Source organism: Geodermatophilus obscurus (genome assembly GCF_900115395.1).
GTDB classification, from domain to species: Bacteria; Actinomycetota; Actinomycetes; order Mycobacteriales; family Geodermatophilaceae; genus Geodermatophilus; species Geodermatophilus obscurus_B.
In genome coordinates this window covers 84,746-107,017 of record NZ_FOWE01000002.1, presented here as the reverse complement: position 1 = coordinate 107,017, position 22,272 = coordinate 84,746, and the positions used below count along the sequence as shown (strand labels likewise).

16 protein-coding genes are annotated in these 22,272 nt (G+C 76.7%); 4 read left to right on the top strand and 12 right to left on the bottom strand.

Annotation, left to right across the window (positions count from 1 at the left end; all coding sequences use genetic code 11):
- Nucleotides 1–30: 30 nt before the first annotated feature.
- Both BM165_RS03870 and BM165_RS03865 read left to right on the top strand, forming a co-directional pair.
- On the top strand, nucleotides 31–1,023 hold the full coding sequence (locus BM165_RS03870; RefSeq protein WP_075012218.1) for a glycosyltransferase family 2 protein: 993 nt from the start codon (nucleotides 31–33) through the stop codon (nucleotides 1,021–1,023).
- Entirely contained in the window at nucleotides 932–2,524 is a 1,593-nt protein-coding gene (locus BM165_RS03865; protein WP_348271785.1) for a lipopolysaccharide biosynthesis protein, read from the top strand. The genes BM165_RS03870 and BM165_RS03865 overlap by 92 nt, the downstream gene beginning before the upstream one ends.
- Nucleotides 2,525–2,600: 76 nt before the next feature.
- Here the strand turns inward: BM165_RS03865 and BM165_RS03860 are convergent, their stop codons facing one another.
- The 4 genes from BM165_RS03860 to BM165_RS03845 all read right to left on the bottom strand — a co-directional run bounded on the left by BM165_RS03860 (nucleotide 2,601) and on the right by BM165_RS03845 (nucleotide 11,031).
- Nucleotides 2,601–3,344, bottom strand: a complete 744-nt coding sequence (locus BM165_RS03860) for a polysaccharide deacetylase family protein (protein ID WP_208976634.1) — start codon at nucleotides 3,342–3,344, stop codon at nucleotides 2,601–2,603.
- Nucleotides 3,341–4,348, bottom strand: coding sequence for a glycosyltransferase family 2 protein (locus tag BM165_RS03855; RefSeq protein WP_075012217.1), 1,008 nt, complete (start codon nucleotides 4,346–4,348; stop codon nucleotides 3,341–3,343). Before BM165_RS03855 ends, BM165_RS03860 begins: the two co-directional genes overlap by 4 nt.
- Nucleotides 4,345–6,507 carry a glycosyltransferase gene (locus tag BM165_RS03850; protein WP_143108013.1) on the bottom strand — a complete coding sequence of 721 codons (2,163 nt, stop codon included), beginning with the start codon at nucleotides 6,505–6,507 and terminating at the stop codon, nucleotides 4,345–4,347. Before BM165_RS03850 ends, BM165_RS03855 begins: the two co-directional genes overlap by 4 nt.
- A gap of 207 nt (nucleotides 6,508–6,714) precedes the next feature.
- Nucleotides 6,715–11,031, bottom strand: a complete 4,317-nt coding sequence (locus BM165_RS03845; RefSeq protein WP_075012215.1) for a PKD domain-containing protein — start codon at nucleotides 11,029–11,031, stop codon at nucleotides 6,715–6,717.
- A gap of 374 nt (nucleotides 11,032–11,405) precedes the next feature.
- Here BM165_RS03845 and BM165_RS03840 point away from each other — a divergent pair, with 374 nt between their 5' ends.
- Nucleotides 11,406–12,161: a CDP-alcohol phosphatidyltransferase family protein gene (locus tag BM165_RS03840; RefSeq protein WP_075012214.1), complete on the top strand. Its 756-nt coding sequence runs from the start codon at nucleotides 11,406–11,408 to the stop codon at nucleotides 12,159–12,161.
- Between the two features lie 453 nt (nucleotides 12,162–12,614).
- Here the strand turns inward: BM165_RS03840 and BM165_RS03835 are convergent, their stop codons facing one another.
- From BM165_RS03835 to BM165_RS03810, 6 genes are all read right to left on the bottom strand, one after another.
- Nucleotides 12,615–13,394, bottom strand: a complete 780-nt coding sequence (locus BM165_RS03835) for an acyltransferase (RefSeq protein ID WP_083427031.1) — start codon at nucleotides 13,392–13,394, stop codon at nucleotides 12,615–12,617.
- Between the two features lie 31 nt (nucleotides 13,395–13,425).
- Entirely contained in the window at nucleotides 13,426–14,073 is a 648-nt protein-coding gene (locus BM165_RS03830; RefSeq protein WP_075012213.1) for a hypothetical protein, read from the bottom strand.
- Nucleotides 14,070–15,320: a DUF1972 domain-containing protein gene (locus tag BM165_RS03825; protein WP_083427030.1), complete on the bottom strand. Its 1,251-nt coding sequence runs from the start codon at nucleotides 15,318–15,320 to the stop codon at nucleotides 14,070–14,072. Before BM165_RS03825 ends, BM165_RS03830 begins: the two co-directional genes overlap by 4 nt.
- Before the next feature lie 184 nt (nucleotides 15,321–15,504).
- Nucleotides 15,505–17,040, bottom strand: a complete 1,536-nt coding sequence (locus tag BM165_RS03820; RefSeq protein ID WP_244274014.1) for a sugar transferase — start codon at nucleotides 17,038–17,040, stop codon at nucleotides 15,505–15,507.
- 135 nt (nucleotides 17,041–17,175) lie between these two features.
- On the bottom strand, nucleotides 17,176–17,826 hold the full coding sequence (gene pth, locus BM165_RS03815; protein WP_075012212.1) for an aminoacyl-tRNA hydrolase: 651 nt from the start codon (nucleotides 17,824–17,826) through the stop codon (nucleotides 17,176–17,178).
- Nucleotides 17,827–17,834: 8 nt separating this feature from the next.
- Nucleotides 17,835–18,539: a 50S ribosomal protein L25/general stress protein Ctc gene (locus BM165_RS03810; RefSeq protein WP_075012211.1), complete on the bottom strand. Its 705-nt coding sequence runs from the start codon at nucleotides 18,537–18,539 to the stop codon at nucleotides 17,835–17,837.
- Nucleotides 18,540–18,836: 297 nt separating this feature from the next.
- Between BM165_RS03810 and BM165_RS03805 the strand changes: the two genes are divergently transcribed.
- Nucleotides 18,837–19,721 (top strand): phytanoyl-CoA dioxygenase family protein, encoded by an 885-nt coding sequence (locus BM165_RS03805; RefSeq protein WP_075012210.1) that lies wholly within the window; start codon nucleotides 18,837–18,839, stop codon nucleotides 19,719–19,721.
- A gap of 33 nt (nucleotides 19,722–19,754) precedes the next feature.
- On the opposite strand, the gene BM165_RS03800 is transcribed toward BM165_RS03805, so the two are convergent.
- Together BM165_RS03800 and glmU are read right to left on the bottom strand one after the other, a co-directional pair.
- Nucleotides 19,755–20,735 carry a ribose-phosphate diphosphokinase gene (locus BM165_RS03800; RefSeq protein ID WP_075012209.1) on the bottom strand — a complete coding sequence of 327 codons (981 nt, stop codon included), beginning with the start codon at nucleotides 20,733–20,735 and terminating at the stop codon, nucleotides 19,755–19,757.
- 13 nt (nucleotides 20,736–20,748) lie between these two features.
- Complete coding sequence (gene glmU, locus BM165_RS03795; RefSeq protein WP_075012208.1) at nucleotides 20,749–22,257, bottom strand: bifunctional UDP-N-acetylglucosamine diphosphorylase/glucosamine-1-phosphate N-acetyltransferase GlmU; 1,509 nt, start codon at nucleotides 22,255–22,257, stop codon at nucleotides 20,749–20,751.
- Nucleotides 22,258–22,272: the final 15 nt, after the last annotated feature.

Below are 22,272 nucleotides of genomic sequence, written 5' to 3'. Positions count from 1 at the left end.
GCAGGAGGACCTGCCCGAGGGGAGCACGCGGTGGACGGAACCGACGACGGCGGCACGGCGGGGACGGTCGTCGCCGTGCTGACCTACCGGCGCGCCGGGCACCTGCCGGCGCTGCTGCGCGAGCTGGTGGGCCAGGCCGCGACGGTGACCCCCCGTGCGCAGGTGCTGGTCGTGGACAACGACCCCGCCGGGAGCGCGGCCGACGTCGTGCTCGGCTGGGCCGACCGCGGCGTCCGGTACGTGCACGAACCCCGGCCGGGCATCTCGGCGGCCCGCAACCGCGCCCTGGCCGAGGCCCGCGGGGCCGCGGTCCTCGTCTTCATCGACGACGACGAGCTGCCCTGCCCCGGCTGGCTGGAGCGGTTGGTCGGGGCCTGGCGCTCCTGGGGGTGTGCGGCCGTCGCCGGTCCGGTGTCCTCGCAGCTGCTGGTGCCCGCCAGCGCCTGGGTGGCCGGCACCGGGGTCTTCGACCGGCGGCGCGCGACCACCGGCTCGCTGGTCGGCGGTGCCGGCGCGGGCAACCTGCTGCTCGACGTCCGCCGGGTGCGCGACCTCGGCCTCGCCTTCGACGAGCGGCTGGGGCTCACGGGCGGCGAGGACACCCTGTTCACTCACCAGCTGGTGCACCGGGGCGGGGAGCTGCGCTGGTGCGACGAGGCCGAGGCCGTCGAGTCCGTCCCGGCCGAGCGGGTCACCCGGTCCTGGGTCGTCCGCCGCTGCTTCCGCTCCGCCGGTTCGTGGAGCCGCGCGGAGGTCTCGCTGGCCGCCGGGCCCGGTGGCCGGCTGCGCACGCGCGCCGGGATCCTGGCCCGGGCAGCGGTCCGGCTGTCGCTGGCGCTCCTCGCGCTCGCCGCGGCCTCCGTGCGCCGGGACGCCCGTGCGCAGGGCGCGGCGGTAGGCACGCTGGCCAGCTACAGCGGCCTGGTCGTCGGTGCCCTGGGGTTCGTCCCCCACGAGTACGGGCGGCCCCCGGCGCCGTCGTCGGAACCGGTCGGTGGGGACGCGCGTGTCGGCGGCCACTGACCCCTCGGGCGGTCCGCTCGCCCCCGGAGACGCTCCCCCGCCCGGCCGGACCGACCTCGGTCGCGTGGCGGCGCGCGGAGCGGGCGTGACGCTGGCCGGGCAGGGCGCGCGGATCGTGCTGCAGCTGGCGTCGGTCACCGTCCTGGCGCGCCTGCTCAGCCCCGAGGACTACGGCCTGCTGGCCGTCGGGCTCGTCGTGGTGGGCGTGGGCGAGGTGTTCCGCGACCTGGGCCTGTCGACCGCGGCGATCCGTGCTCCCGAGCTCACCACCGCGCAGCGCGACGGCCTCTTCTGGCTCAACGTCGCGGCAGGGGTGCTGCTGTCAGCACTCGCGCTGGTGGCCGCCGAGCCGGTGGCCGCCGCGTTCGGGCAGCCGGAGCTCGTCGACGTCGTGCGCTGCCTGTCCGTGGTCTTCCTGCTCAACGGGCTGGCCGCCCAGTACCGCGCCGGCCTGCTCCGCCGGCTGCGCTTCGGTGCGGTGGCCGGCGTCGACCTGGCTGCCCAGGTGGTGTCCTTCGCGGTGGCGGTGGGCGCCGCCGTGGCCGGGGCCGGGTACTGGGCGCTGGTCGCCCAGCAGATCGTGCAGGGGACGGTCGTGCTCGTCCTCGTGGCGGCGTCGGGGCGCTGGGTGCCCGGGCGGCCGCGGCGGGGTGTGGGCCTGGGCCCCCTGGTGCGGTTCGGCAGCGGCCTGACCGGCACCCACCTGGTCCACTACCTCGGCAACAACCTCGACAACCTCGTGCTGGGGCTGACCGCCGGCCCAGCCGCCCTCGGCGTCTACAACCGCGGCTTCCAGCTGCTGATGACGCCGCTCAACCAGCTGCGCTCACCGGCGACGACGGTCGCCGTCCCCGTGCTCTCGCGGCTCCAGGACGACCTCGGGCGCGCCGGTGACTACCTGCGCCGCAGCCAACTGGCGCTGGGCTTCACGCTGGTCGCCGCCATGGGGCTCGCGGCCGGTGCCGCGGGACCCCTCGTCGAGGTCGTGCTGGGCGACCGCTGGGCGCAGGTCGCCCCCGTGCTGGCGCTGCTGGCCGTCGCCGGCAGCGCCCAGACGCTGTCCTTCGTCGGCTACTGGGTCTACCTGTCCCGCGGGCTGGCCGGCGCGCTGTTCCGCTACACGCTCCTGACGATGGCCCTCAAGGCGGTCTGCATCGCCGTGGGCAGCCGCCACGGGGTGGTCGGGGTGGCCGCCGGCTACGCGACGGCGGCCGTGCTGGAGTGGCCGCTGTCGCTGTGGTGGCTCTCCCGCACCACGGTGATCCCGGTGCGCGCCCTGCTCGGCGGGGCGCTGCGGATCGCGGGGTGCGCGGTCACCGCGGGCGCGGTGTGCGCGCTGGCGGTCCAGCTGGCGTCCGGCTGGCCCGCCGTCGGCCGGCTCGCCGCGGGCCTCGCCGCGGGCCTGGCGGTCTACGGCCTGGCCGCGCTGGTCCCCCCGATCCGGCGGGACCTGGCCGGCGTCGCCGCCTGGGGCCGGCAGATGCTGGCGCGGCGGGGCTGACGGCAGGCCCGGACACGGCGCTGCCCCCGCTCCTCGCGGGAACGGGGGCAGCGCGCGTCGTCGGCCGTCGACCGGGTCAGCCCGGGAACCACGGCTCCCGGACCAGGACACCGGACCGCAGCGACTGCTCCAGCGAACGCGCCGACAGGCCGCGCTCGGCGTAGGCCTCGAGCACGCCGGTGACCAGCTCACCGCGGTCGAACCGGGGCGGCGGCCCGTCGCAGGCACCGTCGTCCGGCCCGGCGAAGCCGTCGTGGGCCAGGACGACCGCGCCCGGCCGGATGCCCCGCTGGGACCGGGCGACGCGCTCGGCGACGGGCACGTCCTTCCAGTCCCACGTGGTGGGTCCCCACAGCACCGGGACCAGCCCGGCACCGGTCACCGACCGCCAGTTGCGGAGGGTCTGCCGGCCGTAGGGCGGGCGGAACCAGCGCACCGGCCGCCCGGTCGCGTCCTCGAGCTCGGCCCGGCCCGCGCGGACGAGCCTGGCGACCTCCCCCGGCGGCAGGGTCGGCAGCGCCCGGTGGTCGACCCCGTGCAGGGCCACCTCGTGGCCGGCCGCGAGGACCTCACCGAGCAGCGCGGGGTACCGGCGCACGCGGGTCAGCAGGACGAAGAAGGTCGCGGTGGCCCCCGCGTCGGCGAGGGCCGACAGGACCCGGTCGGTGCCGCCGGGCTCGGGGCCGTCGTCGAAGGTGAGCACCACCTCGGGTCGCTCGGTCCGCACCTCCACGGCGGAGCCCAGCAGCGCGCCGGCCGACCGCCGGGCACCGCGGCGCGTGGCTCCGGCCACGGTCCGGGCCGTCGTCAGGGGGTTCACCGGAGTCCTCCTCGTGCGAAGTGCCAGCGGCGGCCGGACCGGGCGTACTCCTCGAAGACCAGGCCGCAGGCGCCGCCGGCCATCCCGGCTCCGCGCAACGACGTGCGCAGCCCGCGGGCCTGGTGCCGGTCGGACCGCAGCAGCAGCCCCCAGCCCCAGCGGAGTCCACCGGCGACGACGCGCGCCAGCCCGCCGGTCACGCCCCCCAGGCGCACGCGCAGCCGGGCGGCGGCCCCGGTGGTCAGCCGCAGCTCGATGCGCACGGCGGCGTTGCCGTGGCTCCACGCGCGGGTGAGCACCCAGGACCGGGTCATGCGGCCGGCCGGCACCCGGTCGACGACGGCCGCCTCGTCGCACCACACGATGCGGCCGCCGGCCCGGCTCAGGGCACGGCTGAAGAGGCTGTCCTCACCGCCGCCCAGACCGAGCGCCGGCTCGAACCGCAGGCCGAGCGCCCGCACCTGGTCGAGGTCGAGCAGGAGGTTGTTGCAGGCGGCGAGGTCCCGCGGCGTCCCGGTGGGCCAGCGACGGCGGACGAAGAAGCCGCCCGCCCGGATCCACGGGTCCAGCTCACCGGCGTACTCGGCGAGCACGACGCCGCACACGGCGGCCGCGCCGGTGGCGGCCCACGTGTCGAGCAGGGCGGCCAGCCAGCCGGGCTCGGGGCGCTCGTCGTCGTCGATGAAGGCCAGCAGCTCCGCGTCGGCGGCCTCGGCCAGAGCCCGGTTGCGGACGGCGGGGATGCCCGGCGTCGGCTCGGTGACGTGACGCAGCTCCGCCGCGGCCATCCCGGCGACGGTGGCGGCGGCGCCGCCGTCCGGGTCGTTGTCGACGACGAGGACGTCGACGGCGTAGCGGCCGCCGCTCGCGGCCGCCACCTCCCGCGCCTGGTCGAGCACCGCCGGCAACAGGACGCGCAGGTCGTCGGGACGGCGGTAGGTCGGCACCGCGACCGTGACGCGGACGGTCCGGGTGTGGGCCGGCTCGGTCGTGGGCGCGGTCACCGGGCCACCGCCCGGGAGCCGGCCGGCACCACGGCCGCGGTGGCGCCGGGCAGGTCGGTGGCGTCGAGCAGGTCGGTGGCGCCGAGCAGGTCGGCGGCGTAGCGGCCCACGGCGTGCCGGTCGGCCGCGCGGGCGGCGTCGGCCAGGGCCGCCCGGCGCACGGCCGGCCAGTCGCGGAGCAGGTCGGCGACGGCGTCGGCCCAGGACTCCGGCACACCGGGTTCGGCGATCCGGGCTGCCGCATACCCGTCGACGGCCTCGCGCAGACCGCCCAGGTCGCTGACGACGACCGGCCGGCCGGCCAGCACCGCCTCGACGGCCGCGTTGCCGAAGGACTCGTCGAGCGTGGAGGGGACGAGCACGACGTCGGCCTCCTGCAGCAGCGGCCACACGTCGTCGCGGAAGCCGGTGAGGTCGACGCGGCCGGTCAGCCCGGACGCGGCGATCCCGGCGCGCAGCTCCTCGGCGAACCACTCGTAGCCCTCGAAGACCGAGCCCGCGACGGTGAGCCTGGCGTCGACGCCGCGGTCGAGCAGGGCGCGGAGGGCGCGGACGGCGACGTCGGGGCCCTTCCGGGGCGAGAGGCGGCCGACGAAGAGCAGGCGGGCCGGACCCGTCGGCCGCAGGCGGGCGGGGACGACGTCGGGCGGCCCGGGCACCGGGTTGGGGACCACGGTGGTGCGGCCGGCGAGCGCCGGGACCAGGCCGGTGACCGCGCGGGCGGTGAACCGGCTGTTGGCGACCACGGTGTGGGCTGCGAGGAGCGTCCGCAGGAGCAGCCGCTGCAGGACCGCGGGGCCGGGCCACTCGGCCTCGTGCACGTGGCAGACGACCCGGCGGCCGGTGAGGCGGGCCAGCAGCAGCCAGCCCGGCAGGACGGTGGTGTTCACGTACACCGTCGACGCCCGGCGCAGCAGCGCCAGCGCCGACGGCAGGCCGAGCACCGTGTCGGCGAGGAGGCGCAGCACGCCGGCCGGCCGCAGCGCGGCCTTCCGGAGCACGGGCATGCGCCGGACGACGACGTCGGCGCCGCGGCTCCGGAGCTCCGCGACCAGGGGCCCGTGCCCGGGGAGCGCGACGGTGACGTCGGAGCGGTGCAGCAGGGACTCGACCGACGCGATCAGCACCCGGTCGGAGCCGTAGAGCTCGGCACCGGGGTGCACCACGAGCACCCGCGGGCGGGCCGGCCGCCGTCGCGGACCGCGCAGGAGGGCCGGCAGCACGCGGGCCAGGCCCTCGAGCGAGCCGCGCACCGCCGGCCACAGCAGCGACGGGTCCTGGACCAGCTGGCGCCGTCCACCGCGCAGCAGGATCTGCCAGCTGACCGCAGGCGTGGTCAGGACCCAGCGCAGCAGCGTGCGGCGGTCGAGGTTGCGCGCGGCGAAGACCAGCCGGTTGCGGCAGTTGTAGCGGTAGTACAGGGCGGACTTGGCCTGGCCCCGGCGGCGCTCCCCGTGGGTGCCGCCCTCGTCGTGGACGGCCACCAGGTCCTCGCGCAGGACCACCGTGGCGCCGGCCGCGACCGCCCGGAAGCCCAGGTCGACGTCCTCCCAGTAGAGGAAGTAGTCCTCGTCGTACCCGCCGATCCGGGAGAACAGCTCGTCGTGCACCACGACGCAGGCGCCGCACAGCCAGTCGCCGGGGTCGGTGGTGCGGGGCCCGGCGGCCGCGGGACGGCGCCGCACCCGGCCGTCGCGCAGGTCGGTGCGGGCGGCGAGGAACGCCACCGCGCCGTCGGAGGTCAGCAGCCGCGGGCTGATCAGCGACATCGGCTCCCGCAGGCTCTGCGCCCGCAGCTCGGCGACGACGGCGGGCGTGATCACGGCGTCCGGGTTGAGGAACAGGAAGGTGCTGCAGCCCAGCTCCCGGGCGGCGGCGACGCCGGCGTTGCAGGCCGCGCCGAACCCGCGGTTGTCCGGCATGGCGACGACGTGCCAGCCGCTGGCGGCCCCGAGCTCCCGGACGGCGGCGCGCTCGGCCGCGGTGGAGAGGTTGTCGACGACGACGACGGAGACGTCGGGCCCGGGCAGGCCGGCCGGGGCGAGGGTGCGCCGGAGCAGCTCCGAGCTGCCGTACGACACGACGACGACCCCGAGCCGGCCCCCGGTGGCGGGGCCGGCACCGGCGGGAGCGGGCCCGACGGGAGCGGTCGCCGTCATCCCGGCCTGCCGGTGCGTGTCGTCGGTGTCGCGGGGCGACGGGTCATGGTGGTCCTCCTGCCGGCGCGCCGCCCGGCGCTCGGAGGGCGCGGCGGCCGGACGATCGTGCGCCGGGCCCCCGGTGGCGTCATCACCCCTGCGGGGCACCCCGGGACGACCTCACCCCCGGCGGGGAGCCCGCCGGGGGTGAGGTGACCGTCGCTCCGCTCAGCGCGCCGGCGGGGTCTCCCCCGCTGCCGTCACCCGGACGTCGTCGATGCGCACGGCCGTGGGGCCGGTGGAGGAGCGGGCGTTGTAGACGTCCACGCGCAGCCCGCCGGCCCGCTGCAGCGCGGCGGTGGCGTCGCTCGCGGTGAGCTGCCAGTCCGGCTCCGCCGTCCCCGCGGCCCAGGCCTTGACCCGCAGCTGCGCCGGACCGGTCCCCGCCACCTCGACCCGGAGGTCGAGCGGCGTGCCGGGGGTGTAGGAACCGGCGGTGCCGTAGCCGGGCACCCAGCCGCCGGTCAGCCACGTCTCGGACCAGTCGACCACCCGGAGCAGGGCCACCTGCACGCGGCCGTCGGCGGAGAACCACAGCTGGGCCTTGTAGCGGGACCCACCCACGTCGCGGGTGCCCAGCACGACCCAGGTGCCACCGCCGGTGGCCGCCTGGTCCAGGGTCACCCGGGCCTGGACCACCAGGTCCTGCGCCCCCACGGGGAGCACGCCGCCGGCGCTGGTCCCCGGGCCGGCGGTGACCCGGCCGGACCCCGCGGTCACCGACACCGCGCCGGTCCCGCCGTAGGTGCTCCAGCTCCCGCCGACGTCCGCCCGGCCCCACCCGGAGGCGACCTCCCGGCCGAACGCGTCGGCGGCCAGCACGGTGGGCTCCGGCTGCGGCTGCGGCTGGGGTTCCGGCTGCGGCTGGGGTTCCGGCTGCGGCTGGGGTTCCGGCTGCGGCTGCGGGGCGGGGGCGGCCACGGTCACCGTCCGCGTCGTCGTGCCGGTGGCGCCGTCGTCGTCGGTGACGGTCAGCCGGACCGTGTAGGTGCCGGCCGCCGCGTAGGTGTGCGACGCCGTCGCCCCGGTGCCGGTGGCGCCGTCACCGAAGTCCCAGGCGTGCCCGACGACGCGGCCGTCGGCATCGGTCGAGCCGGTGCCGTCGACGCTGCCGGTCAGGCCCGACCCGGATGCGGTGAACGACGCGGTCGGGGCCTGGTTCGGCTGCGGCTCCGGCTGCGGCTCCGGCTGCGGCTGCGGCTGCGGCTCGACCGCCGTGCCGGCCGGCACGGCGCGCAGGTGGTCGACGACCAGGACCGAGGTCTGCGTCGCGCTCCCGGACGTGTAGGTCCGCACGAACACGGCGCCCGGTCGCTGCAGCGCGGCGGTCGCGTCCGTGCGGGTCAGCGTCCACGCCGAGGGCTCGGCGGTACCCGCGGTCCACACCTTGACCCGCAGCGTGGTCGGTCCGGTGCCGGCGGCCTCGAGGCGCACGGTCAGCGCGCGTCCCGGCGTGTACCGCTCGGGCAGCCGGACGATGCCGAGCACCGTCTCCACCCCGTCGACGTACCGGTCCAGCCGGACGTCGACCTCACCGGTCGAGTGGTAGCGCAGCGTCGTGCGGTAGTCGCTGGTGCCCACCCGCCGGGCGCCGAGGCCGGCGTAGGTGCCACCGCCGGTCGAGGCCTGCGGCAGGACGAGGTCCGCCTGCACCACGACGTCCTGTCCGGACACCGCGCCGAGCGCCGCCTCCACCCCGCGCCCGGCTGCACCGGCGAGCCTGCCGGAACCGCCGGTGACCGAGGCGTTCGACACCCCTCCGGTGACCGTCCACGCACCCCCGCTGTCCGCGGTGCCCCAGCCCGAGGCGACCGATCGCTCGAAGGCGTCGGCGGCCAGGACGCCGGGGGCCGGCGGCTCGGTGACCGGCGGCGCGGTCACGGTGACCGACCGGGTCGTGGCGGCCGTGGCGCCGTCGTCGTCGGTCACGGTCAGCCGGACGGTGTAGGTGCCGGCTGCCCGGTAGGCGTGCGTCACCTTCGCCCCCGTGCCGGTCGTCCCGTCACCGAAGTCCCAGGCGTGGGCGGCGACCAGGCCGTCGGGATCCGTGGAGCCGGTGCCGTCGAACGAGCCGGTGAGGTCCGCCGCGGCCGCGGTGAACGACGCCGTGGGGGCCACGTTGGGGGCCTGACCGGTCCGCCCCGCGGCGGTGTGGGCGGCCACGGCCCGGGCGCTCAGCGCGGTCGGGTAGACGGCGACCTCGTCGATCCGGCCGGTGAACCAGTACGAGCCGGACCAGGTCTTGTCACCGCCGATCCGCCAGTGGCCGGTGTAGGGGTTGGCCGAGGTGACCTCGGGACGGGCGCCGACGAGCACGCCGTCCACGTAGAACTCCAGGCCCCGGTGGCTGAGCGAGCCCACGACGTGGTGCCACTGGCCGTCGTTGTACGACCCGGCGGTGCTGACCAGCCGCTGGGCGCCGTTCCAGATCCCGAAGTGCACGCGGCCCGCCGCGTCCATGTACACGTGCCGGTCGTAGGAGCCGCTGGTCCCGGTGGCCGAGCTGCCGAAGCCGACGATCCGGCCGCCGGTCGTGCTGGTCGTCTGGAACCACGCCTCGACCGAGAAGGTCCGCGGGCTGGGCACGGCCGCCCCGGAGGCCACGAACGCCGAGGTGCTGCCGTTGAAGGCGAACGCGGTGTCGCGGTCGCCGGAGACGGCGCCGGCCTGGCCCCGGGTGACGCCGGAGTTGACCGCCGCGTCCTGCGTGCCGACCCGGTCGTACGCCGTCGTGCCGGCGGCCTCGCCCAGCGGCCAGTGCGCGAGCGCGCCGTCGGCTGCCACCAGGTCCGCGTACGGACGGGCGGGACTCCGGTCCGCGCTGCCGACCGTGGCCTGCACCCAGGACGAGGGCTGCCGGTTGCCCCACGGGTCGACGGCGACCACCTGGTACCGGTGGGCGCCGGCGGTCGCGCCGGTGTCCGAGCACGCGTAGCTCGGCCGGTTCCACCAGGTCGAGGGCCGGGTGACCGTGCAGACCGGGGTGCCGGTGGCGCTGTCCCGGTACACCCGGTACGTCAGCTGCTCGTTGTCACGGTCGGACGTCGCGCGCCAGGAGATCCGCACCGCTCCGGGGACCGCCGAGACGGTGGGGGTGAACCCCCCGTCGACCCACGGCCCGACCGCGTTGGGCGCCAGCGACGGGACGGCGAAGCGGACCAGGCCCTGCTGGCCGACGCCGTTGACGCGGGGGAACTCGCCGCCGTAGACGACGTAGCGGTCGTTGCCCGTGACCGACCAGCCGGCCTGCGTGGCACCGCTGACCGCTCCGGTGGTGAACGAGGGGAACCACGGCAGGAGCGCCGGCGCGGGCTTGCCCCGGAAGTTCGTGTTCCGCAAGGTGGAGGTGCTGGTGCCGGCCGGGGCCAGGCTGACGGCCGTCGCGAACTGGTTCACCCGCGGCGTCTGCTCGGGGAAGCCGCCGATGCTGCTGCAGTCGTGCGGGTGCCCCGCGTGGTACAGCACGCCGTTGGCGGCGTGGCTCGAGTACGAGTCGCCGAGGCAGGTGTTGACCCACTTCAGGGCACCGCCGTCGGCCGCCGCGGCGAAGGACCCCTCCAGGTTGCCGGGGCCGCCGTAGTCGTAGGCGGTGCCGTAGACGGTGGACCCGTCCGTGGACAGGCTCCAGACGGCCGACTTGGCGCCCTGGTTGGTGATCAGCTGGTTGACCGCGAACGGCCGGACGGCTCCGGAGGCGCCGTCCAGGGCACCGACCGCGGTCGCCGCGACACCGTTGAGCGAGGTGAACCGCCCACCGACGACCACCTGGCCGCCGGCACCGGGAACCATGGCCAGGACGTCGTTGCTGCCGCCGGTGGCGGCGGCTCCCGGCTGCGGGGCCCACGGCAGGAGGGCGCCGTCCGAGGCCCGGACCGCGGCCAGCTTCGTGCGGGCGCTCGACCCCACGGCCGTGAACCAGCCGCCGAGGTAGACCGTCGTGTCGGTGGCCACGATCGCCCGCACCTGCGCCGCCACGGCGGGGCGGAAGCCGGGGACGAGCTGACCGGTCGCGGTGCTGTAGGCCGCCACCCGGTACCGGGTCTGGCCGTCGGCGCGGGTGAAGTCACCGCCGACGTAGATGCGCGACCCGTCCGGGGAGGCGGTCACCACCAGCGCCTGGGCGTTGAGGTCGGGCGCGAAGGACTGGACGAGCTGCCCCGTCCGGATGTCGTAGGCCAGCAGGTTCTTCCGCTGCACCTGCTGGGTGCCGGGAGCGGCCCCGGCGGGGCGGGCGTACTCGAACTTGCCCGCCGCGTAGACCGTGTTGCCGACGACGACCTGCGACCAGACGATCCCGTCGATCTGCACCGTGGGCAGCGGGTCGGCGGTGACCGTGATCGGGCTGATCGGGCTGGTCGGCTCCAGCGGAGCACTGTCGGCCAGCGCCGCGCGCGGCGCCACCAGGCCCAGGACGCCGGCCGTCAGCAGCAGGCCGAGGACGGCCGCCACCACCTGCCTCAGTGCGGTGCCCACGCGTGCGGACATGCTCGGTTCCCCCGCTCGTTCGATGAGAGCCGCCTCGGTGCACGGGGCGGCCGACCGACACTAAGAGTGACGATCGTCGGATCACCAGAGTGACGACGTCCCCTGATCCGGTGACGCTCCGTGGTTTCTCCCCCGCTGGGGGTGTCCCGGGGGCGTCCGAGGTGACTGCACGTGACCATCGGTGCCGCCGCGCGGACGCCGTCCGGGCGGCCGGCCCGGTGGCCGGCACGGCACCGCCTCCCGCCTTGGGGGGAGGCCGCCCCGCGCACCCGTACCCGGGGCGCCGGCGTCCGGGGAGACTGGCCGCTCGCGTCCGTCCGGCGCCGGCGCACCAGGCGCCCGCGCCGATCCCGGCCCACCGAGGAGCGTGCCCGATGTCCGCAACGCCGTCCGCGACCCTGCCCCGCAGGTCGTTCGGGGCGGCGATGGCCGACCTGCGTGCCGCGGGCAAGCCGTCGCACCACGCGCCCCTCTACTCGCGGCTGGTGAACCGGCCGCTGGGGCGGGTCCTGGCCGCGGTCGCGCACCGGCTGGGCATGACGCCGGACCAGGTGACGATCACCAGCGCCGTCCTCACGTTCACCGGCATCGGTCTGGTGGCCGCGGTCCGCCCGGGAGTGGTCCTGGGGCTCGCGGTCGCCCTGCTCCTGGTGGCCGGCTACGCGCTCGACTCCGCGGACGGACAGCTCGCCCGCCTGCGTGGGGGCGGCTCCCTGACCGGTGAGTGGCTCGACCACATGGTCGACTGCGCCAAGGGGGCCGCGCTCCACCTCGCCGTCCTGGTGTCGCTGTACCGCTTCGCCGGACCGTCGCAGCCGGAGCTGCTGCTGCTCCCCGCCGCCTTCGGGCTGGTCACCACGGTGATGTTCTTCGGCACCGTGCTGACCGACCAGCTCCGCCGGGGCGCCGGGGCGCCGGGCGCGTCGGGGGACGGCCGCCGGTCCCGGCTGCGGTCCTTCGTGACCGCTCCCGCCGACTACGGGCTGCTGTGCGTGGCGTTCGTCCTGCTCGGCTGGCCGGCGGCCTTCCTGGTGGCGTACGGCCTGCTGTTCGCCGGGACGGCGGCCTACCTGGCCGCCGGACTCGTGCGCTGGCGCCGCCAGCTCGCCGCGCTCGACGCCGCCCGCTGACCGCCGGGCGGGACCGGCGTCCCGTCTGCCTCCCCGCCGGGGCCCCCGCGGGCGTCACCGTGCCGCCCGGCGAGGACGGCCCCCACGACGCCGGCCGGCACGAGCCGGCCGCCACGAGCCGGCGTGCGCGGCAACGGGTCCCGGGCGTGCCGCCGGGCCGGGGCCTCCCGGTCGTCAGGCTCCGTGACCGGCGGGTCGCCGGGTGCGCCGTGGCGGTGCCACGACGTACCCGGTCGCGGCACGCGGGAGCAGCGCCCCGACGGGACGGACCGCCGCCACCGTGGTCCCGGACTCCGTGCCCGCACCGCGCGGCTGCCACCGACCCGCCGCACGCCACGGTGGCGCGGGGACGACGACCCCTGACGCACGACTCCTGACGCGACGAGAACCCCTGACGCGGTGCGCTCCGGCGCACCCGCGTCAGGGGTCAGGTCGTACGGCCGGCCGCGGACCTCAGTCCTCCGGCCGCACCTTCAGGAGGCGGGCCGGCACGCCGCCGTAGATGCCGTGGGCCGGGTACTCGCCGGCCACGACCACGGCTCCTGCCGCGATCACACAGCCGTCCCCGATCCGGGCCCCGTCGAGCACGGTGACGCGGGAGCCGATCCAGCAGCCGGCTCCCACCTCGATCCCCCGGTGCGTGGTGCCCTGGTCGCGGATGGGGACCGCGCGGCTGGCGAAGACGTGGTCCTCGGAGTGGAAGGACACGAACTCGCCGACGATCGTGTCGGGGCCGATGCGCACTCCCCCGGCGCAGCCGTAGAAGCTGTCGGCGCCCAGCCCCGTCCCGGCGCCGACGACCAGCCCGCGGCCGAGGGTGGCCACGCTGCCGGTGCACTCGATGCGGGTGCCGCGGCCCACGGTCACCCCGTCGCCCAGGCGGACGCCGTCGATGGAGGTCGCGTCGACCAGGCAGCCGTGCCCGAGGGTGACGCCGCGCCCCACGGAGAGCAGCCGCTTCCCGCGGAGGCGGACACGGCTGCCGACGAAGGGCCGGGGCGAGCGCGCGGGGAAGCGCACCAGGCCGCGCGCGGCCATGAGACCGCGCTCGACGACCAGGGAGGCCAGGTAGGACGGCGGCATCCGCTCGTCGATGGCGAGCGGGCGGCCGCGCAGTGCGCCGGCCCGCCGGATCAGCCAGCTCCGCAGGACGTCGGCCCCGCGACCGGGGCCGGCGCTCGCCGGGACGCGGGTGCTCGGGCGGGCGGCGACTGCCGGTGGGGTCGTGACCATGGACGGGCTCCTCGGGACGGGCGGGGCGCGCTCAGGGCGTGCCGGTGAAGACCAGGAGCGGGGCGCCGGCCCGGTGGCCGACCTCGACGGTCACCGGGCCGTCGCCCTGGACGCCGAAGACGTACACGGCGGTGGCCGATCCCCCCGCGGCCAGCTCCCCGGCGAAGGGCCGGGTGGCGGGGTCGTCGATCGGCGAGCCGGGCAGGGCGTCGGCGCCCGTGGCGACGGTGACGGTGACCCCGTCCAGCGACAGCGCGGCGGTGGTGCCGTTGCGCAGCTCCACGGTGACGCGCAGGGCAGGGCCGTCGACCTGGCCGGGGCCGTAGCCGTCGCCCCGGACCGACTCGACCGACCGCACGGCCGCGGTGACGCCGTCGCCGGCGGTGGCGTCCTCGCCGAGCGCGACGGCCGGCAGGGCCGGCGGCGGCACGTCCGCGTCGTGGACCGGCTCGGCCGGGACGGTCGGCTCCACCGGGTCGGTCGGGTCGGCCGGCTGCGCCGGGTCGACGGTGGAGGCGTCCGCCGGTGCCGTCGGGGTCGAGGTCGAGGGTGTGGCCGCGCCGGCCGACGGGGTCGCGTCCTGCCGCCCGGCGAGGACGGCCCCCACGACGCCGGCCGCCAGGAGCAGGACGAGGAGCGCCGCCGGGATCGCGCGCCGGCCGCGGAGGAGCGCGCTCACTGCTGTCCCGCCGGGAGGTGCGCCCACGGCGCGGACCCGGCCGTCGGCAGCGGCACGACGTTGTCCGCCGGCGGGGCCGGCTGCGGACGCGGGGCGAGCGGCGCGTCCGCAGCCGTCGGACGCCGGCGGCCGCTCGGCCGCCGCCGGGGGACGTCGCGCGCGGCGAGCCGCAGCGCCAGCTCCTCGTAGCCGCCGGCGACCTCGTCCCAGTCGTAGCGCGCGGCCAGCAGGCGGGCGCGACGGCCGGCCCGCCGGGTGCCCTCGGGGTCGGCCTCGACCGCGGCGATCTCCCGGGCGACGTCCTGCGGCGTGCGGAAGAAGCGGCCCGAGTCGCGGACGACCTCGCGGTTGAAGTCGACGTCGAAGGCGGTGACCGCGGCCCCGGCGCCGATGGCGCGCAGCAGCGAGGGGTTGGTGCCGCCGACCGAGTGGCCGTGCAGGTAGGTGGCGCAGTTGGCGTAGAGCTGGTCGAGCAGCTCCTGGTCCCAGACGCCGCCGAGGAAGCGCACCCGCTCGTCGGCCAGCGCGTGCACCCGGCGGGTGTAGTCGTCGGCGTAGGGCGCCGAGCCGACGACGACCAGCGGCTTGGTCGCCTCGCTCGCCGTGTACCCCTCGACGACGACGTCGACGTGGTTCTCCGGCTCGAACCGGGCGACGGCCAGGTGGTAGCCGCCGGGTTCGAGGCCGAGCTCGGCCAGCCGGTGCGAGCCCGGGGCGATCAGCGGCGCGCCGTAGGTGAGCAGCGTGGTCGGCGCGGCGAAGGCCTCGCGGTAGTACTCGGCGATGCCCTCGGCGTCGGCGATGAGGACGTCGGACCAGCGCACGGCCAGCGCCTCGGCCACGCGGTAGTACCGCCGGCCGGCCGGTCCCCACTTGGCGCGCTTCCACTCCAGGCCGTCGACGTGGGTGGCGACGGGGATGCGGGCGGCGCGCAGGGCCGGCAGCAGGGGCGCGTTGGCCGAGTTGAACACGATCGCGGCATCGGTGCGGTGGGTCAGCAGGTGGCGGACCGAGAGCGCGGTGTGGCTCAGGGTCTCCAGCGACCGGCGGCGGGCGGCGGGCAGGTGCACCAGCTCCATGCCCAGGTGTTCGGCCGGCGGCGCCTCCCCGGCACCGGGGACGGTGCGGCAGTAGACGACGACGCGGTGGCCGCGCTCGGCGAGCCGCCGGCCCACCTCCTCGACCGCGGTCTCGAAGCCGCCGTAGCGCGCCGGCACACCGCGGGTCCCCACCAGGGCGATGCTCACGTGGTCCAAGGGTCCGTCCTCCGGTTGCTGCGGGATGGGGTGCGGTCGCGGGGTGCGGTCCCGGGGCCCGCCCGCAGGGCCTCGTTCGATGCGGTGACGTCCGATGCTGCGGCGCGGGCGGGTCACCGCTCCTCCCCCGCCGGGGTGGGCGGGGGGTGAGACACGGGGGAGCCGGCGGCGCGGGTCAGTAGGCGCCCGAGCGGCTGAGCACCGCGCGGACGGTCTTGGCGAGGATCAGGGCGTCGAGGGCGAGCGACCAGTTCTCGACGTAGCGCAGGTCGAGGCGGACGGCCTCCTCCCAGGACAGGTCGCTGCGCCCGGAGACCTGCCACAGGCCGGTGAGCCCGGGCCGGACCAACAGCCGCCGGCTGACCGAGGAGTCGTAGCGGGCGACCTCACGCGGCAGCGGCGGCCGCGGGCCGACCAGCGACATCGAGCCGCCCACCACGTTGAGCAGCTGCGGGAGCTCGTCGAGGGAGAGGCGGCGCAGCACGCGGCCGACACGGGTGACCCGGGGGTCGGCGCGCATCTTGAACAGCAGTCCGTCGGAGAGGTTGTGCGCCTGCAGCGCCTCGACCTGGCGGTCGGCGTCGACGACCATGCTGCGGAACTTCAGCATCGTGAAGTGCCGGCCGTTCACGCCGACCCGCTCCTGGCGGTAGAGGACCGGGCCGGGGCTGTCGAGCCGCACGGCCAGCGCCAGCCCCAGCAGCAGCGGGGCCAGCAGCACCAGGGCCACCAGCGCGACGGCGCGGTCGACCCCGCCCTTGACCAGCCGGCCCCAGCCCTCGAAGCGCGGCTGCTCGACCGCCAGCAGGGGCAGGCCCTCGAACGGGCGGATGTGCAGCCGCGGCCCGGCGACCTCGATGAGCCCCGGTGCCACGAGCAGCTCGATGCCGGTGCCCTCGAGTTGCCAGGACAGCCGGCGCAGGTACTCGGCGGCGGTCTCGCTGGCCGAGGTCACCGCGACCGTGTCGGCCCCCAGCCGCTCGGCGACCGCGGTGACCTCGTCGAGGCCGCCGACCGGCACGCCCAGCGTGTCGGCGACGCGCGCCCGGCTCTCCGGCGTGGCGCAGGCGGCCACCACCTCGAGCCCGGCGTAGTTCTGCCGCCGGATCGCGGTGGCCAGGTCGACGACGGCGCCGCCGCGGCCGACGACGACGACCCGCGTCGTGCAGCGGCCGCGGGCCCGGAGGCGGCGCAGCGCGCACCGCGCGGCGTAGCGGCCGCCCAGGGTGAGGACGGTGAGCGCGGGGACGGCCAGCAGGACGACCGACCGGCTGAGGTCGAGGGAGGCGACGAAGGAGACGACGCTGGTGAGCGCGAGCAGCAGGAAGCCGGCCCGGCCCACGCGGCGGTACTCGTCGCTGCCGGTGCCGAACACCCGCTCCTCGTGCGCGCCGGTGCCCAGCAGCAGCAGCGGCCAGGCGAGGACGAGCGCGGCCGCGGTGAGGACCAGCGGCGAGCCGAGGGAGGGCCGGCCGGCCCCAGCGACGACGACGGCGCCGGTGGCGAGCACGGCGGCAGTCACGTCGAGCACGTGCAGCGTGGCGGAGTAGCGGCCGACCCAGAGGCGGGCGGGGACCCGGCGGACGGCGCGGAGGGGACGGAGGGCCCCGGCAGCCGGGCGCGGGAGGGGCAGTCTCGGTGCGGTGCGGCCCGTCTCGGCGGCGTGGTGGTCCAGCAGCACGTCTTCCCCCTCGTCACTCCACGTGTGCACGGAGGACGACGGTCACGGACGGTGCATCTGCGCGGTGCCCTTGCCTGCAGCGCGTCCCCCAGTGCACGGAGGACACTCACAGAGCGTCACCACCGGGTCAATGCGGAGAGTGACCGTTCACCCGAAGGAGAGGGATCAGGACCGCGGGTGGACGACGTTCTGCGCCGTCTCGAGGCCGTGCGCCAGCAGCTCCTCGGCGGCGTCGGCGGCCTCGGCGACGAGCAGGTCGAGCTCCTTGCGCTCGGTCGCGGAGAAGTCCTTGAGCACGAAGTCGGCGGGGTCCTGGCGGCCGGGCGGGCGTCCGATGCCGACCCGCACGCGCAGGTAGTCGCGGGTGCCGGTGGACCGGCTGATCGAGCGCAGGCCGTTGTGCCCGCCCTCGCCCCCGCCGCGCTTGAGCCGCACGGCGGCGAAGGGGATGTCGAGCTCGTCGTGGACGACGACCAGGTCGGCCACCGGGACGGAGTGGTAGTCGAGCAGGCCGCGGACGGGGCCGCCGGACTCGTTCATGTACGTCGTCGGCCGGGCGAGGACGACGCGGCGCCCGGCCAGCCGGCCCTCGCCCAGGAGTGCCCGCGCCCGCTTGCCCTTCCCGGGGGCGAGCCGCACGCCCGCGCGCGCGGCGAGCTCGTCGAGGACCATCGCACCGACGTTGTGCCGGTTGCCCGCGTAGCCGGGTCCGGGGTTGCCTAGCCCGACGACGAGGAAGGGGCCCTCGGAGGGCGGGGACGCCGCAGGGGCGCCGGCGGGTGCGCCGGCGCCCCTGCGGGACGTGCTCTCGGTCAGCGGTGACCTCAGCTGTTCTCGGTCGACTCGATCGACTCGCCGCCGCCCTGGGCCTGCGGCTCGGGGACGACGTCGCCCTCGCCGATGCCGCCCTCGGCGGGCGCGGACTCCTCGCGCTCGATGCCGGCCTCGGCCTCGGCCTCGGCGAGCTCGGCCTCGAGGGCCTCGGCGGTCGGGGCACCGAGGAAGCCGATGACCAGCGCCTCGGGGTCGGTGACCAGGGTGGCGCCGCGCGGCAGGACGAGGTCGCCGGCGGCGATGTTCTGCCCGGCGGTGCGGCCGGTCACGTCGACCTCGATCGTGTCGGGCAGGGCGGTCGCGTCGGCCTCGATCGCGACGGTGTTGAGCTGGTGGTTGGTGATCGCGTCCACGCCGGGCTCCCCGACGACGACCAGCGGCACCTCGACGGTCGTCCGCTCGCCGCGGCGGACGGCCAGCAGGTCGACGTGCTCGTGCACGCGGGTGAGCGGGTCGCGCTGCACCGACTTGGTGAGCGCGAGGTGCTCGGTGCCGTCGAGGACGACGGTGACCAGGGCGTTGCTGCCGCCGTTGCGCAGGACCGCGGCGAACTCGCGGGCCGGCAGCGACAGGTGGACGACGTCCTGGCCGTGCCCGTACAGGACGGCGGGGATGCGGCCCGCGCGGCGGGTCCGGCGGGCGCTGCCCTTGCCGAACTCGGTGCGGGCCTCGGCGACGAGGCGGAAGTCAGCCACGGTGTGCTCCTCTGGTGGATCGGCCGGTGTGCCGGCGGCCGCGCGCGGCACACCTCGCAGGGAGCACACGCACGTCGATCACGGAGAGCGGACGGGCCGCCTCCCTCGCCGGGCTTCCCGCCAGTGTAGACGCCCGTCGCGGGCGCTCCTGCGCGGCGTCGCGCCGGACGGGACGAGAACGTCCGCATGGCGATCATGAACGGGGTTCCGGCGGCTCTCACGACGTCACTAGCGTGCGCGGCGCTCCGGACACCCATCCACGACCGGCGGAGCGGTCGGTTGCCGAGGAGGACCACCGTGCTCGATCTGGCCGTGCGTGCCGGGAACCGCGTCAAGCGGGAGGTGATCGGCCGGGTCGGCCCCGCGCGCGAGCTGTCCCAGCACCTGCACCGGCAGCGGCTGCGCCGCTACGAGCCGTTCGTCCCGACGCTGTCGCCCCAGCGGGCCGAGGTCGTGGCCACCCTCCGCGAGGAGGGCGTGTGCGTCAGCACGCTCGACCGTCTCGGCCTGCCCGGCACCGACCGCCTGCAGGCCGGGCTCGGGGCACTGGCGGCCGCGACCGCCCGCGGCGCGACCCCCGGCAGCGACACCAGCCGCCCGTCGCTCGACGACGTGCTCGCCGAGTCCGACGTGTGGCAGTGGGGCCTGCAACCGGAGCTGCTGGACCTCGCCGAGGCCCACCTCGGCCTGCCGCCCCGCTACCACGGCGCCGACGTGCGGTGCGAGCACGCGACGGCGCGGACGGTCGGCGTCCGGCAGTGGCACCGCGACATGGAGGACCACCGGATGTTCAAGATCCTGGTGTGGCTCAACGACGTCGACCTCGAGGGCGGGCCCTTCGAGTGGGTGTCCCGCCGGCACACCGACCGGCTGGTCCGGGAGCTGGCCTACGTCACCGGGTTCGTGGGCGACGACGCGCTGCGCCGCCGCGTCCCCGAGGACGAGTGGCGGCGGGCGACCGGCCCGACGTGGACGGCGGTCGTCGCCGACACGCGCGCGGTGTTCCACCGGGCGATGCCGCCGGTGCGCCGCGACCGCGGCTCGGTCACCTTCACCTACACCTCGCGCACGCCCATGACGACCGTGCCCGTCCCGCCGGTCACCGAGCGCCAGCGGGAGCTGGCCTCCCGCGGGCTCGACGACCGCCAGCTGGCCTGCCTCCCGCGCGCCTTCACCCGCTGACCGGGCTCCCCTGCGAGCCGGGGAGGCGACGGGTCAGCTGGCGCCGCCGAAGAGGCTGGTGACCGAGCCGTCCTCGAAGACCTCCTTGATCGCCCGGGCCAGCAGCGGGGCGATGGACAGGACGGTGAGCTTGTCGAACCGGCGCTCCGGCTGGATCGGCAGCGTGTTGGTCACGATGACCTCGCTGATCTGGCTGTTCTTCAGCCGGTCGACCGCCGGACCGGAGAGGACGCCGTGGGTGGCGCAGACGATGACGTCGGCCGCGCCGGCGGTGAACAGCGTCTCGGCGGCCTTCACGATCGTGCCGCCGGTGTCGATCATGTCGTCGAGCAGGATGCACAGCCGGCCCTCGACCTCACCGACGACGCGGTTGGCGACCACCTCGTTGGGCCGCATCGGGTCGCGGGTCTTGTGGATGAAGGCCAGGGGCTTGCCGCCCAGCTTGTCGCTCCACCGCTCCGACACCCGGACGCGGCCGGAGTCCGGCGAGACGACGGTGATGTCGCGGTCGCCCCAGCGCTCCTGCACGTAGCCGCTGAGCAGCTCGAGGGCGAAGAGGTGGTCGACCGGGCCGTCGAAGAAGCCCTGGATCTGCGCGGTGTGCAGGTCGACGGTCATCAGCCGGTCGGCGCCGGCGGTCTTGAACATGTCCGCGACCAGGCGGGCGGAGATCGGCTCGCGGCCGCGGTGCTTCTTGTCCTGCCGGGCGTAGGGGAAGAACGGCGCGACGACGGTGATCCGCTTGGCCGACGCGCGCTTGGCGGCGTCGACCATGAGCAGCTGCTCCATGAGCCAGGTGTTGATCGGCGCGGCGTGGCTCTGCACGATGAACGCGTCCGAGCCGCGCACCGACTCCTCGAAGCGCACGAAGAGCTCGCCGTTGGCGAACTCGTAGGCCGCCGTGGGCGTCGGGGTGACCCCCAGGTGCCCGGCGATCTCGTCGGTCAGCTCGGGGTAGGCCCGGCCGGAGAAGAGCATCAGGCTCTTGCTGGTGGTCTGCCGGATCGCGCTCATCGGCTGTGTACCCCTACCGCTCGTGGTCCGCCCCGGGCTCCGCCGGCCCGGCCGGGGTGTCGCCCGCGGGACGGCTCCCGGCCGTCCCCTCGGCTGCTGCTCCCGCCGCCGCAGCGGCGTCCGCGGCGGCGGTGCCGGGGCGGCGGCGACGGACCCAGCCTGCCACATTGCGCTGTGCGGCCCGCGCCACACCCATGGCACCCGGGGGGACGTCCTCGGTGATCACCGAGCCGGCGGCGGTGTAGGCGCCGTCCCCCACGGTGACCGGCGCCACGAGCATGGTGTCCGAGCCGATGCGGACCGCGTCGCCGACGGTCGTGTGGTGCTTGGCCACGCCGTCGTAGTTGACGAACACCGTCGCGGCACCGATGTTGCTGCCGCGCCCGATGGTCGCGTCGCCGACGTAGGACAGGTGCGGCACCTTCGACCCCTCGCCCACCTGCGCGTTCTTCGTCTCCACGAAGGCGCCCACCTTGGCGTCCGCGCCCAGCCGGGTACCCGGCCGCACGTAGCTGAACGGGCCGACCGTGGCCCGCGGCCCGACGACCGCGCCGAGCACGTGCGAGCGCACGACGGCGGCGCCCTCCCCGACGGTGGTGTCGACCAGCGTGGTGTCGGGGCCGACGACGGCACCGGTGGCCACCGACGTCGTCCCGCGCAGCTGGACGCCCGGCTCGAGCAGGGCGTCGGGGGCGACGGTGACCGTGACGTCGACCCAGGTGGTGGCCGGGTCGACGACGGTGACGCCGGAGCGCATGAGCTCGTCGAGCACGCGGTCGTTGAGCGTGCGGCGGCGCACGGCGAGCTCGCGGCGGTCGTTGCAGCCGAGGACGTCGTCGGGGTCCGGCGCGGGGACGGCGGCGACCGGCGCACCGCCCTCGACCAGGGGCGCGAGCGCGTCGGTGAGGTACTGCTCGCCCTGAGCGTTGTCGGTGGCCAGCCCGGCCAGCACCCGCCGCAGCGTGCCGGCGTCGGCCACGTAGACCCCGGCGTTGACCTCGCGGACCGCCCGCTGCCCGGGCGTCGCGTCGCGCTCCTCCACGATGGCGCGCGGGGCGCCGGCGTCGTCGCGGACGATCCGGCCCAGCCCGGTGGGGTCGTCGACCTCGGCGGTCAGGACGGTGAACACGCTGGCGGCCGCGGTGTGCCCGTCGACCAGCGCGGTGAGCGTGGCGGTCCGCAGCAGCGGGGCGTCGCCGTTGACCACCAGCACCGGGCCCTCGAGCTCGGGGACGGCGTCCAGGGCGACCCGGGCGGCGTGCCCGGACCCGAGCTGCTCGGCCTGCAGCACCGCCCGCGCGCCGGGTGCGACCGCGGCCAGGTGCGCCTCGACGGCCTCCCGTCCGGACCCGACGACCACCACGGTGGTGGCGGCGCCCAGCGGCTGCGCGGCCGCGAGCACGTGGCCGAGCATCGAGCGCCCACCGAGCTCGTGCAGGACCTTCGGCGTGGCCGACCGCATGCGGGTGCCCTGGCCGGCGGCGAGGACGACGACGGCGGCGACTGCCTGCTGGGAGCTCACGGATCTCCTCCGACG